At 75.4% G+C, this 12,703-nt stretch carries 11 protein-coding genes and 1 riboswitch; of the genes, 8 read left to right on the top strand and 3 right to left on the bottom strand.

Going from position 1 to position 12,703, the window contains the following annotated elements:
* The first annotated feature begins 73 nt into the window (after nucleotides 1-73).
* Both AC02VZ_RS01855 and AC02VZ_RS01850 read left to right on the top strand, forming a co-directional pair.
* Nucleotides 74-910: a DUF2249 domain-containing protein gene (locus AC02VZ_RS01855; protein ID WP_432054291.1), complete on the top strand. Its 837-nt coding sequence runs from the start codon at nucleotides 74-76 to the stop codon at nucleotides 908-910.
* Between the two features lie 167 nt (nucleotides 911-1,077).
* Nucleotides 1,078-1,371: a hypothetical protein gene (locus tag AC02VZ_RS01850; protein ID WP_192232827.1), complete on the top strand. Its 294-nt coding sequence runs from the start codon at nucleotides 1,078-1,080 to the stop codon at nucleotides 1,369-1,371.
* Nucleotides 1,372-1,641: 270 nt separating this feature from the next.
* On the opposite strand, the gene AC02VZ_RS01845 is transcribed toward AC02VZ_RS01850, so the two are convergent.
* The 3 genes from AC02VZ_RS01845 to AC02VZ_RS01835 are packed head-to-tail and all read right to left on the bottom strand — an operon-like array spanning nucleotide 1,642 to nucleotide 4,960.
* Nucleotides 1,642-2,718: a prenyltransferase gene (locus tag AC02VZ_RS01845; RefSeq protein ID WP_476474329.1), complete on the bottom strand. Its 1,077-nt coding sequence runs from the start codon at nucleotides 2,716-2,718 to the stop codon at nucleotides 1,642-1,644.
* Entirely contained in the window at nucleotides 2,715-3,515 is an 801-nt protein-coding gene (locus AC02VZ_RS01840; protein WP_476474328.1) for a class I SAM-dependent methyltransferase, read from the bottom strand. The genes AC02VZ_RS01845 and AC02VZ_RS01840 overlap by 4 nt, the downstream gene beginning before the upstream one ends.
* Nucleotides 3,509-4,960: a glycosyltransferase family 4 protein gene (locus tag AC02VZ_RS01835; RefSeq protein ID WP_476474327.1), complete on the bottom strand. Its 1,452-nt coding sequence runs from the start codon at nucleotides 4,958-4,960 to the stop codon at nucleotides 3,509-3,511. Before AC02VZ_RS01835 ends, AC02VZ_RS01840 begins: the two co-directional genes overlap by 7 nt.
* Before the next feature lie 207 nt (nucleotides 4,961-5,167).
* Here AC02VZ_RS01835 and AC02VZ_RS01830 point away from each other — a divergent pair, with 207 nt between their 5' ends.
* The 6 genes from AC02VZ_RS01830 (at nucleotide 5,168) to AC02VZ_RS01805 (ending at nucleotide 12,611) form a co-directional block, all read left to right on the top strand.
* Complete coding sequence (locus tag AC02VZ_RS01830; protein ID WP_476474326.1) at nucleotides 5,168-5,956, top strand: TetR family transcriptional regulator; 789 nt, start codon at nucleotides 5,168-5,170, stop codon at nucleotides 5,954-5,956.
* 404 nt (nucleotides 5,957-6,360) lie between these two features.
* Nucleotides 6,361-6,433, top strand: a riboswitch (cobalamin riboswitch).
* 129 nt (nucleotides 6,434-6,562) lie between these two features.
* Nucleotides 6,563-7,813, top strand: coding sequence for a prenyltransferase/squalene oxidase repeat-containing protein (locus AC02VZ_RS01825; protein WP_476474325.1), 1,251 nt, complete (start codon nucleotides 6,563-6,565; stop codon nucleotides 7,811-7,813).
* Nucleotides 7,810-8,523, top strand: coding sequence for an SCO2322 family protein (locus tag AC02VZ_RS01820; RefSeq protein WP_432054297.1), 714 nt, complete (start codon nucleotides 7,810-7,812; stop codon nucleotides 8,521-8,523). The genes AC02VZ_RS01825 and AC02VZ_RS01820 overlap by 4 nt, the downstream gene beginning before the upstream one ends.
* 460 nt (nucleotides 8,524-8,983) lie before the next feature.
* The gene (locus AC02VZ_RS01815; RefSeq protein WP_432054453.1) at nucleotides 8,984-10,051 is read left to right on the top strand and encodes an energy-coupling factor transporter transmembrane component T; all 1,068 of its coding nucleotides are present in this window, start codon (nucleotides 8,984-8,986) and stop codon (nucleotides 10,049-10,051) included.
* A complete protein-coding gene (locus AC02VZ_RS01810; protein ID WP_432054298.1) occupies nucleotides 10,048-11,733 on the top strand; it encodes an ABC transporter ATP-binding protein in 1,686 nt (561 codons plus the stop codon). The genes AC02VZ_RS01815 and AC02VZ_RS01810 overlap by 4 nt, the downstream gene beginning before the upstream one ends.
* On the top strand, nucleotides 11,730-12,611 hold the full coding sequence (locus AC02VZ_RS01805) for an ECF transporter S component (RefSeq protein WP_432054299.1): 882 nt from the start codon (nucleotides 11,730-11,732) through the stop codon (nucleotides 12,609-12,611). Before AC02VZ_RS01810 ends, AC02VZ_RS01805 begins: the two co-directional genes overlap by 4 nt.
* Nucleotides 12,612-12,703 lie beyond the last annotated feature (92 nt).

Genomic DNA, 12,703 nt, shown 5'->3' with positions numbered 1-12,703 from the left:
TACTATATTGCACGAGAGCCATCGACCCGGACCGGCCGGGACGGGTCGTCCACCTCCGGAAGGACGCGCCGCCATGAGCACCCTGACCATCGCATCGGATCCCCAGGACGCGGCGGCCGCCGAGGCCGTCGAGGCCCATCACACGCAGCTGGCGGGCGAGCTGGCCGGGCGGGTGGCCCTGCTGCTCACGGCGGCGGACGGCGACCCGGCGGAGGCGGAGGCCGTCCGTTCGGGGCTGGTCGGCTTCTGCGAGCGGGACCTGCTGCCGCACGCGGCGGCCGAGGAGCGGACCCTCTACCCGGCCGCCCGGGACCTGGCCGGCGCGCGGCTGCTGGTCGACGGCATGCTGGCCGAGCACCGGAGGCTGACCGCCCTGGTCGAGGCGGTGCGCGGAGCCGGCTCCCCGGTGCGGGCGGCGGCCGAGGCGCGGGCCCTCCAGGTGCTGTTCGAGGAGCACCTGGAGAAGGAGAACACGCTGGTCCTGCCCCTGCTGGCCGGTGCTGCGGACATCTCCCTGCACGGTCTCCTGGCGGGCATGCACGAGCTTCTCGGCCACGGCCACGACGACGGGCGGGAGCACGAGCACGGTCCCGCTCACGAGCACGAGCACGGCGCGGAGGGTGCGGCGGCCGAGTCCGGCGGCGGGTGCGGCGGCAGCTGCGCCTGCGGCGGCTCGGACGAGGTCGACGCGCCCGAACTCGACGTGCGGGAGGTCCCGCACGCGATCCGTCACGCGACGGTCTTCGGGGCACTGTCCGCCGTGCCCGCGGGGCGGGCCCTGGTGCTGGTGGCGCCGCACGACCCGCTGCCGCTGCTGCGGCAGATCGAGAGCCGGCACCCGGACACGTTCACGGTGGAGTACCTGGAGCGGGGACCGGAGGCGTGGCGCCTGCTGCTCAGCCACCGCTGATCCGGGCCGGCCCCCGCCGCCGACCTGCCGCCTACCTGCCGCCGCCCCGCCGGAGCACGACGTCCGCGCCGCTCACCCTCCCGGGCGTCGACGCCCCGTGCTGAACTCCCCCGCCGCCCGGGGGACTCCGGGGGTTTCAAGCGGGGTTCGGGGGCCAGACGGAAAGCATGTCCCCTCGCTATCGCACTGGTTCCACCTCGGCAGGGACGGTCGTCGCGGTGATCGCGGACATCATGGCCGTCATCCTGATCCTGTGGATTCTGATGTACCTGTTGGACGCCAACCGGGCCAACGCCCTGGTGCAGTTCGTCCACGACGCGGCCAACTGGCTGGCAGGCTGGTCGCGTGACCTGTTCACCTTCGACGAGGCATGGGCGCGGGTCGTCGCGGGCTACGGACTGGCCGCGGTGGTCTACCTGTTCATCGGCCACGCCATCGCCAACCGCCTCCACCGCCGCTGACGCGGGCGGCCGGCCCGTGGAGGCCGGCGCCCCGGACCCCGGGGGCCGGCCGGCGTCCGGACCGGGCGTCGTCGGCAGGCCGGCCGGCGTGCGGGGCCCGTACGACGACGCGCGCCCGGCCCGGTGCTCGGGCAGGACGCGCATCGTCGTACGGGCAGGCCGGGCGCGTCCCGCCGTACGGCCGGGCGGAAGCCCTCAGCGCCGGCCGCGGCAGTCCGGGTCGGCGCGGACTGCCGCTGAAGTCCAGGCCGGCGCGGGGCGGGCGCCCTCTCAGCCCTGGGCGCAGCAGTCGGGGTCCAGGCCCCGGGGCAGGTGTTCGCCGCCGAAGACCGCGCAGGTGGCCTCGTGGCCGCCGAGAGCGGCGACGGCCAGCAGCAGGGCGCCCGCGGTCCAGGTGGTGAGCTCCCGCGGCCAGATCGCCCTGTCGTCGAAGACGTAGCCCGTCCAGTACAGGCCGGTCCGCGGGTCCCGCAGGTGCTGGATCGACTGGAGCACCTCCAGCGCGCGGTCGGACTCGCCGATCGCCCAGAGCGCCAGCGCGAGTTCGGCCGATTCGCCCCCCGTCACCCACGGGTTGGGGATCACGCAGCGCACCCCGAGCCCGGGGACGACGAAGCGGTCCCAGCCCTCCTCGATGCGGGCCTTCGCCTCCTCGTCGGTGAGCGCGCCGCCGAGGACGGGGTAGTACCAGTCCATGGAGTAGCGGTCCTTGTCGAGGAACCGCTCCGGGTGGTGCCGGATCGCGTGCCGGAGCGCACCGGCCGCCAACTCCCAGTCGGGCTGCGGTTCTTCGCGCTGCTCGGCGATGGCGAGCGCGCAGCGCAGGGCGTGGTGGATCGAGGAGGAGCCGGTGAGCAGGGCGTCCGCGGTGGGCGTTCCGTCGTCGTCGCGCCGCCAGCCGATCTGCCCGCCGGGCTGCTGGAGCCGCAGCACGAACTCGACGGCCGCGTAGACGCAGGGCCACATGCGGTCCAGGAAGGCGTCGTCGCCGGTGGAGAGGTAGTGGTGCCAGACGCCGACCGCGACGTAGGCGACGAAGTTGGTCTCCCGGCCGCGGTCGGTGACGTCCCGGTGGTCGCCGTCGGCGTAGGCGGCGTACCAGGAGCCGTCCTCGTTCTGGTGCCGGGCCAGCCACAGGTAGGCCCGCTCGGCGGCCTCGTGGGCGCCCGCGGTGTCCAGGGCCATGGCGGCCTCGACGTGGTCCCAGGGGTCCAGGTGGTGGCCGCGGAACCAGGGGATCGCGCCGTCGGGCCGCTGACCGGCGAGGATGCCGGCGACGGTCTCGGCGGCCTGACCCGCGGTGAGGACCCCGGTCAGGACCAGGTGTTCCGTCCGGGGAGTGGTCACGTCGCCGCCGCCTCGGACCCGGCGTCGGCCCCGGCACCCGTCGCGGCCCCGACCGGGGTGCCGGCGTCCGCGCCGGTGGGCGGCAGGTGCGGCTTGGTGGCGTAGGCCACGAAGCTCTTGCCGATCAGCGGGTTCAGCGCCCGCTCGGCGACCCGGGTGGCCAGCGGCTTCTTCATGATGTCCCAGACCAGCAGCTTGTGGTACGCCCGCACCGGCAGCGCCCGGTCGTTGTCCACGCCGAAGGCGCACTTCAGCCACCAGTACGGCGAGTGCAGCGCGTGCGCGTGGTGCGTGCCGTACGGCCTCAGGCCCGCCTCGCGGATCCTGGTGAGCAGTTCGTCCGCGCGGTAGATGCGGATGTGGCCCCCCTCCACCTCGTGGTAGGCGTCGGACAGGGTCCAGCAGACCTTCTCGGGCCCGTAGCGCGGCACGGTGACGGCGATGCGGCCGCCGGGCTTGAGGACGCGGACCATCTCGGCGAGGACGCCCTTGTCGTCGTGGATGTGCTCCATCACCTCGGAGATGATCACGACGTCGAAGGACGCGTCGGGGAAGGGCAGGGCGAGGGCGTCGCCCTCCATGGCCGTGGCGGTGGCCCCGGCGGGCACCTCACCGGCCTCCTTCATCGCCGCGAACCACTGGGCGACCTCGCGGATCTCCTCCGCGTTCCGGTCCAGCGCCACGACCTGCGCGCCGCGCCGGTAACACTCGAACGCGTGCCGTCCGGCACCGCATCCGAGGTCCAGGACGCGGTCGCCCGGGGCGAGCGGGAACCGGGTGAAGTCGACGGTCAGCACGTGGCCCTGCTTTCGGGAGAGTCGGCACCTTCAACGGCGTGGGGAGGAACGGGGGCCACGGCGGTCGTGGCGGCGGCCGGCGCGGGCGTGACCGCGGGGGCCGGTGCCGGGGCGGTCCGCGCGCGGCCCGGGGCGGCGGCGCGGTCCATCGCCTCGCGGTAGCGGGCCACGGTGCCCTCCGCCGCGCGCGCCCAGGTGAACTGCCGCAGCACGCGGTCCCGTCCGGCCGCACCGAGCCGGGCGCGCAGCGCGGCGTCGCCCAGCAGGCGGGTCAGTCCGGCGGCCAGCGCCCCGGCGTCGCCCGGCGGCACGGCCAGGCAGGTCTCGCCGTCGCGGCCGGCCACCTCGGGGATGGCACCGCCGGTGGTGGCGAGCAGCGGGGTGCCGGTGGCCATGGCCTCGGCGGCGGGCAGCGAGAAGCCCTCGTAGAGCGACGGCACGCAGGCGACCTGCGCCGAGCGCACCAGGTCGACCAGTTCGGCGTCGGTGATGCCCTTGACGAACTCGACGGCGCCTTCGAGGCCGTAGCGTTCCATCGCCTGGGCGACGGGCCCCTTCTCGGGCCGCTTGCCGACGACGACGAGGTGGGCGTCGGGCTGTTCGACGCGCACCTTGGCCAGCGCCTCGACCAGGAAGACCAGGCCCTTGAGCGGCACGTCGGCGCTGGACGTGGTCACGATGCGCCCCGGCACGACGGGCACCGAGGGGTCCGGGGAGAACAGGTCGGTGTCGGCGCCGATGTGGACGACGTGGATGCGGTCCTGCCGGACGCCGAGGTGGTCGACGATCTCGTCGCGGGAGGTGCCGGAGACGGTGAGCACCGAGGGCAGGCGGCGGGCGACGCGCTTCTGCATGCGCGTGAACGCGTACCAGCGGCGCACCGCGTAGCGCCGTTTCCGGCTGTCCGCCGCGTCGAGCTCCAGCTGCCGGTCGACGGTGATGGGGTGGTGGACCGTGGTGACCAGGGGTGCGCCGAGGTCGCCGAGGAGGCCGTAGCCGAGCGTCTGGTTGTCGTGCACGACGTCGAAGTCGCCGCGGCGGGCGCGCAGATGGCGGCGGGCCCGCAGGGAGAACGTCAGCGGCTCGGGGAAGCCGCCGGTCCACATGGTGGCGACCTCCAGGGCGTCGATCCAGTCCCGGTACTCGCCCCGGCCGGGGGTGCGGAAGGGGTCCGGCTGCCGGTAGAGGTCCAGGCTCGGCAGCTCGGTCAGGCTCGGCCCGTCCCGGCCCGGTCCGAGGGTGTCGAGGACGGGGTAGGGCTGGGCGCCGATGACCTCGACCCGGTGTCCGAGCCGGGCGAGTTCGCGCGAGAGGTGGCGGACGTAGACGCCCTGCCCGCCGCAGAACGGGTTTCCCTTGTAGGTGAGGAGTGCGATGCGGAGCGGTCGCAAGCCGTCGGCTGCGGGGCCCTGCGAGGGCCCGGCCTGACTGGCCTCAGCGGTCACTCTGGGCCCCCTTCTCCCTGCACTGTCCCGCGAGGTTACGCCGGGACGCTAATCTAGAACAAGTTACAGAGTTGATCGTTCGGAGGCTTCGAATCTACCGGCAGGTAGAAGCGCTGGGCGCAGTGGATCAGGTGATTCACGCCACGGCCGACGGCGTGCCATGCTGTCCGATCATCCACCCTCACCGACTGTCACGGAACGGGACCCATGCCCGCGGAAGCCAACCCACACAAGGCGACCAAGGCGGCCAAGGCAGCCAAGGCGGAGAAGCCGGGAACAGCGGAGAAGCCGGGAACGAGGGAGAAGCCGGAGAAGCCGGAGATCCGGGACAGGGCGGCCGGGGCGACGACGGCGGGGGCCGACGGCGCGCGGCTCACCTCCCCGGCGTCCCCGCTCACCGAGCGGCAGGAGGCGCGCCGGCGCAGCATCCTGCAGGCGACCGCCCAACTGGCCTGCCGGGGCGGCTTCGACGCGGTCCAGATGCGTGAGGTCGCGGAGTCCTCCCACGTGGCGCTGGGCACGCTGTACCGCTACTTCCCGTCCAAGATCCACCTGCTGGTGGCCACGATGCAGGACCAGTTGGAGCACCTGCACGGCACCCTGCGCAAGAAACCCCCGGCCGGGGAGACGGCGGCCGAGCGGGTCGCGGAGACCCTGATGCGGGCTTTCCGCGCGCTCCAGCGCGAACCGCACCTGGCCGACGCGATGGTGCGGGCGCTGACCTTCGCCGACCGCAGTGTGAGTCCGGAGGTCGACCAGGTGTCGCGCCAGACCACGGCGATCATCCTGGACGCCATGGGGCTGGAGGACGACCGGGACCCCACCGCCGGGCAGTTGTCCGCGGTCCGGGTCATCGAGCACACCTGGCACTCCGCCCTGATCACCTGGCTCTCGGGGCGCGCCTCCATCGCGCAGGTCCGGATCGACATCGAGACGGCGTCCCGGCTGATCGACCTGACGGCGGCCGAGAGGGAGACGGGGGCGGAGGGTTCCTGACGCGAGGTGCCGGGACGTGGGCTTCCGGCGCGGGGCCCACGGAGAGCTTCCGACGGACGGCTTTCGACGCGGGGGCTCCGACGGAGGGCCTTCGGCGCGAGGACCGACCCCGACGCGGGGCGCACGGGGCGGGGCTCCGGCTCGGAGCTTCCGACTCGGGGCTTCCGACTCGGGGCTTCCGACTCGGGGCTTCCGGGAGCGTTCCGGACGGGCGGGGCCTTCCCCCGGCGGGGGCCCCGTCGCGGTCCCCCCGCCCCGTCATCCTCCTCACCCCTCCCCCACCACCTCGCCCGGGTCACACCCCCGTCACATCCCCCGCGTGACCTCAGCCACCTCCCCGCCACCGCCCCTGGTGGCCTGGTCGGGGGCGGGTAGAGTGGCCGCGTCGTTTCACACCCGTACGGGGGGAAGCCGGTGCGAATCCGGCGCTGACCCGCAGCCGTGAGCCGTCCCAGCGGACGGCGAGCCGGAATGCCCCGCACGACCGTGACCGGCTCACGTGCCCGGCAGTTCCGCCGGAGCACGGCACCGTCGAGGTATACGGAGCCGAGCCGCCGGGGTGTCCCGTGCTGCCCGACTCCCCTCAGGGAGAGGCACCCGCCCATCATGAACTTCCGCCGTGGCGCCGCGGTCCTGGCCGCCGTCGCCGTGATCGGCTCCGCCGCGCCGGCCGCAGCCGACTCGTCCCCGTCGCCCTCGCCGTCCGCGAAGCTGCCCGCCGCCCTGTTCGGCGACGGCGATCCGCAGTACGACGGCGTCTGGCGCCAGTCGCTCGCCCTGCTCGCCCTGGACACGGCCGGTGTCGAGCCCGCCGCGTCGGCCGTGGAGTGGCTGACCGGCCAGCAGTGCGCCGACGGCTCCTTCGGCCCGTACCGTGCGGACACCTCGAAGGCGTGCGACGCCAAGACGATGGTGGACACCAACCAGACCGCCGCCGCCGTGCAGGCGCTCACCGCGCTCGGCGGGCACGACGCCGTCACCACGAAGGCCGTCGACTGGCTGAAGTCGGTGCAGAACAAGGACGGCGGCTGGGGCTACACCGCGGGCGGGGCCAGCGACACCAACTCCACCTCCGTCGTCATCGGCGCGCTCGCCGCCGCCGGGGAGAAGCCCGCCGAGGTGCGGAAGGACGGCAAGTCCCCCTACGACGCGCTGCTGAAGCTGGCGCTGCCGTGCGACGCCGAGGAGGGCCCGGGCGCCTTCGCCTTCCAGCCCGACAAGAAGGGCACCCTGGTTCCCAACGCGGACGCCACCGCCGCCGGTGTGCTCGGTGCCCTCGGCGCCGGCCTGGTCGTCGAGCCCGGCAAGGGCGGCGGCGCGGCGGACGGCGGCTGCGAGAAGGCGGACACCCCCGAGCAGGCCGCGGCCAACGGCGCCGCCCACCTCACCGAGGCCCTGGCCGAGGACGGTCACCTCGTCTCGTCGCTCCCCGGCGCCGAGGACCAGCCCGACCACGGCAACACCGCCGACGCGGTCGTGGCACTGTCCGCGCAGGGGGCGACCGCGCCCGCGAAGAAGTCGCTCGCCTGGCTGGAGAAGAACGCCGCCGACTGGGCCGCCCAGAGCGGTCCCGGCGCCTACGCCCAGCTGATCCTCGCCGCCCACGCCACCGGCGCCGACCCCCGCGCCTTCGGCGGCACCGACCTGGTGGCGAAGCTCGGCGCGACCGGCCCGGAGGCGTCCGAGGGCACGGGCTCCGCGCGGTCCGGCGCGGACGAGAAGGCGGACGACAAGGACGAGAAGAAGGACGAGTCGGAGTCCGGCTTCGGCATCTGGTGGTTCGTCGGCGTCTGCCTGGTCGCCGGCATCGGCGTCGGCTTCCTGGTCAGCGGCCGGAACAAGCGGAAGCAGTCGTGATCCGGCGCCTCACCGTCCTGCTCCTGGCCGCGCTGGTCCCGCTCTCCGCCGTCCTGGCGGGCGCGGGGCCGGCGCAGGCGGCCGGTTACCGCTACTGGTCCTTCTGGGAGCGCGACGGCGGACAGTGGACCTACGCGACCGAGGGCCCGTCGACGGCGCGTCCCGCCGACGGTGACGTCCAGGGCTTCCGCTTCTCCGTCAGCGAGGACTCCGGCGACGCGGCGAAGCCCCGGGGCGCCGCCGACTTCGACACCATCTGCGCCGACACCCCGGCACAGGACGGCCGGAAGCGCGTCGCGCTGGTCATCGACTTCGGCACGGCCGCCGACGCCCCGTCCGGGGAGACCCCGCCGAAGGGACGGACGGCCTGCGCCCGCGTCGCCGGGAACGCGACGACGGCGCACGCCCTGGCCGCCGTGGCCGAGCCGCTGCGCTACAACACCAGCGCCCTGCTGTGCGCGATCGAGGGCTACCCGAAGTCGGGCTGCGGGGAGCAGGTCTCCGGCACGGCGCCGGACGGCTCCGGGAACCCGGACCGGGACCCGTCGGCGACCGGGCGGGACGGGTCGGAGACCCCGGACGCGTCCTCGTCCGCCGCCGGCTCCTCGGACGGTGACGGCGGCAGCACGGCACTGGGACTGGTCGCCGGCATCGCCCTCGTGGCCTTGCTGGGCGGGGCGGCGATCTGGCAGGTACGCCGCCGTGGCTGACCCCCGGCCCCGCCCGGCCGGTTCCGGGGGCGGGGACCACCGGTACGGCGCCGGCCCTCGCCCCGAGGGCGTCGGCGCCGGCGACCGGCCGTCCGACGGCACCGCCGACCGCCCTGCCGGTGACGCCAGCGCCTCCGGCGACGCCAGCACCGACGGCCAGGACCGAACCGGCGACAAGCCCGACCCCGTTGACCGTGCTCGCCCCGCCCCCGAGGGCCACCCCGCCGTTGAGGGCGACACCGCCCCCGAGAGCGTCCCCCGCCGCAACGGCGACACCGACCCCGACGGCCGCTCCGCCCTCGGAGACCGCTCCCGTCCCGGAGACCAACCCGGCGACCACCCCGGCGACCGTCACGGCGACCACCCCCGCCGCGGCGCGCGCCGTGACCCGGGCGGGGCTGCCTCGCGCCCCCGCCGCCCGGCAGCCACGACCGCCCGGGGGCACCGGTCCGGGCCGTCGCTGCACCCCGGTGCCTGGTGGCTGTGGGCGCTCGGGCTCGGCACCGCCGCCACCCGCACCACCAACCCCCTGCTGCTCTGCCTCCTGGCGACCGTCTCCGGGTACGTCGTGGCCACCCGCCGCCCGAACGCGCCCTGGGCCCGCTCCTACGGCGCGTTCGTCAAGCTGGCGCTGGCGGTGCTGGTCATCCGGCTGCTGTTCGCGATCGTCCTCGGTTCGCCCATCCCCGGCAGTCACGTCCTGGTGTCGCTCCCCGAGGTCCCGCTGCCCGCGTGGGCGCAGGGCATCCGGCTCGGCGGCGACGTCACCGCCGAAGCCCTCACCTTCGCGCTGTACGACGGCCTGAAGCTGGCGACGCTGCTCGTCTGCGTCGGCGCGGCGAACGCCCTCGCCAACCCGTCCCGCCTGCTGAAGTCCCTGCCCGGCGCCCTGTACGAGATGGGCGTGGCGGTCGTCGTGGCGATGACCTTCGCCCCGAACCTGATCGCCGACGTCCAGCGGCTGCGCGCCGCCCGGCGCCTGCGGGGGCGGCCCGACAAGGGGGTCCGCGGCCTGCTGCAGGTCGGACTGCCGGTCCTGGAGGGCGCGTTGGAGCGGTCGGTGGCGCTGGCCGCCGCGATGGACGCCCGCGGCTACGGCCGGACCGCCGAGGTGCCGCCCGCCGTCCGCCGTACCACCGCCGCCCTCACCCTGGGCGGCCTGCTCGGGGTCTGCGCCGGGACGTACGGGCTGCTCACCGCCGAAGGGGGACGGTACGGTCTGCCCGTCCTCCTCGCCGGGCTGGCCACCGCCCTGGCGGGCCTGTGGCTGGGCGGGCGCAGGTCCCTGCGGACCCGGTACCGCCCGGACCACTGGGACGTCCGGGCCTGGCTGGTCGCCGGTTCCGGCGCGGCCGTCGCCGCGGCCCTGTTCGTGGCCGCGGCGCGGGATCCGGCCGCGCTGCACCCCGGCGTGGTGCCGCTGGTGGCACCGACGCTGCCCCTGTGGCCGGCGGCGGCCGTGCTGATCGGTCTGCTGCCCGCCTTCGTGACGCCCGCCCCCGAGGACAACCGCAAGGAGCCCGTGTGATCCGCTTCGAGAACGTCTCCGTGACGTACGACGGCGCGGACGAACCCTCCGTCCGGGGCGTCGACTTCGAGGTCCCCGAGGGTGAACTCGTCCTGCTCGTCGGCCCGTCGGGGGTCGGCAAGTCGACCGTGCTCGGCGCGGTCAGCGGCCTGGTGCCGCACTTCACCGGCGGCACCCTGCGCGGCCGGGTCACGGTCGCCGGCCGGGACACCCGCACCCACAAGCCGCGCGAACTCGCCGACGTCGTCGGCACGGTGGGCCAGGACCCGCTGTCGCACTTCGTCACCGACACCGTCGAGGACGAACTCGCCTACGGCATGGAGTCGCTGGGCCTCGCCCCCGACGTGATGCGCCGCCGCGTCGAGGAGACCCTCGACCTGCTGGGCCTCGCCGACCTGCGCGACCGCTCCCTCTCCACCCTGTCCGGCGGCCAGCAGCAGCGGGTGGCCATCGGCTCGGTCCTCACCCCGCACCCCCGGGTGCTGGTGCTGGACGAGCCGACCTCCGCGCTGGACCCCGCGGCGGCCGAGGAGGTCCTGGCGGTCCTCCAACGGCTGGTGCACGACCTGGGCACGACGGTCCTGATGGCGGAGCACCGCCTGGAGCGGGTCATCCAGTACGCCGACCGGGTCGTGCTGCTGCCGGGGCCGGGCGAGGCCCCGCGGTTGGGCGGCCCGGCCGAGATCATGGCGGTCTCGCCGGTCTTCCCGCCCGTGGTGGACCTGGGGCGGCTGGCCGGCTGGACCCCGCTGCCGCTGACGGTCCGCGACGCCCGCCGCCGGGCCGCTCCGCTGCGGGAGCGGCTGGAGCGGGCGGCCGCGGCACGGGCGGAGAGCACGCGGGAGCCCGCCGGGGCGTCCGGGACGGCCGCGCCGTCCCCGGCCCGCGGCCGGCTGTTCCGGCGGTCCGCGCCGAAGACCCCCGCGACGCCCACCGTGGCCGAGGTCCGTGACCTGGCCGTCCGCCGCGGCCGGGTCCAGGCGCTGCGCCGGGTCGACCTCACCGTCGTCCCGGGCGAGACCATCGCCCTGATGGGCCGCAACGGCGCCGGGAAGTCGACGCTGCTCAACGCGCTGGTGGGCCTGGTGGAGCCGTCCGGCGGCTCGGTCCGCGCCGGGGACGCCGTCCCGCACCGCACCCGCCCCCGGGACCTGATCCGCCGCGTCGGCCTGGTCCCCCAGGAGCCCCGCGACCTGCTCTACGCGGACACGGTCGCCGCCGAGTGCGCCGCCGCCGACCAGGACGCGGACGCCGGGCCGGGCACCTGCCGGGCGCTGCTGTCCGAGCTGCTGCCCGGCATCGCCGACGACACGCACCCCCGGGACCTGTCCGAGGGCCAGCGCCTGACGCTCGCCCTGGCCGTGGTCCTCACCGCCCGCCCGCCGCTGCTCCTGCTGGACGAGCCGACCCGCGGCCTGGACTACGGCGCGAAGTCCCGCCTGGTGGCCCTGCTGCGCGAGCTGGCCGCCGACGGCCACGCCATCGTGATGGCCACCCACGACGTGGAGCTGGCGGCCGATCTCGCGCACCGGGTCGTCCTGCTCGCCGAGGGCGAGGTGATCGCCGACGGCCCCTCCGCGCAGGTCGTCGTCGCGTCCCCGTCCTTCGCGCCGCAGGTCGCCAAGATCCTCGCCCCGCAGCCCTGGCTCACCGTGCCCCAGGTCCGCGAGGCGCTGTCATGACCCCCCGCACGCCCCGGCCGGGCTCCGGCCCGCAGCCGCGGCCCCGCGACCGGCAGGCCCGCGCGGTCCGCCTCGGGCCCCGCTCCCTGGCCGCGCTGGCGCTGGTCAGCGCGGTGGGCGTGGCCGGCTTCGGCTGGCCGTTCCTCGCGCCGCCCGCCTCCACCCTGAACGCCCACGCCCAGGACGCCCCCTGGCTGTTCGCGGGCCTGCTGGTGCTGCTGGTCGCGGTGGTGGCGGCGACCATCTCGGAGTCCGGGCTGGGCCCGAAGGCCGTGGCCATGCTGGGCGTCCTGGCGGCGACCGGGGCGGCGCTGCGCCCGATCGGGGCGGGCACGGCCGGGCTGGAGCCCATGTTCTTCCTGATGGTGCTCAGCGGCCGGGTCCTCGGCCCCGGTTTCGGCTTCGTCCTCGGCGCGATCACCATGTTCGCGTCCGCCCTGCTCACCGGCGGGGTCGGACCGTGGCTGCCGTTCCAGATGCTGGCGATGGGCTGGTTCACCATGGCCGCGGGCTTCCTGCCCGGCCCCGACCGGCTGCGGGGCCGGACGGAGGTGGTGATGCTCGCCGTGTACGGCTTCCTGGCGGCCTTCGTCTACGGCACGGTGATGAACATGTCGGGCTGGCCCTTCATGTCCGCGCTGGCCTCGAACATCGCCTTCGACCCGGACGCGTCCGTCCCCGCCAACCTGGCCCGCTTCCTCGCCTACTGCCTGGCCACCTCCCTCGGCTGGGACCTGGGCCGCGCCCTGCTCACCCTCGTCCTGACGCTGACCCTGGGCCCTCCCGTGCTCCGGGCGCTGCGCAGAGCGACCCGGCGGGCCGCCTTCGAGGCGCCGGTCACCTTCGACGGCCCCGCGGGCGTGAAGCACCCCACATGACGCGGATCACGTACGAAGCGGGGCCGTAGCCGACGGCCCCGCCGCGCACCGGCGTGACCTGCGCGGAACGGGGCCGGCGCGGTCGGCGGACA

The sequence above is a fragment of the Streptomyces sp. 3-6 genome (assembly GCF_056323165.1).
Note: the sequence above shows the minus strand (reverse complement) of the source record. Positions and strands in the feature narration are given on the sequence as shown.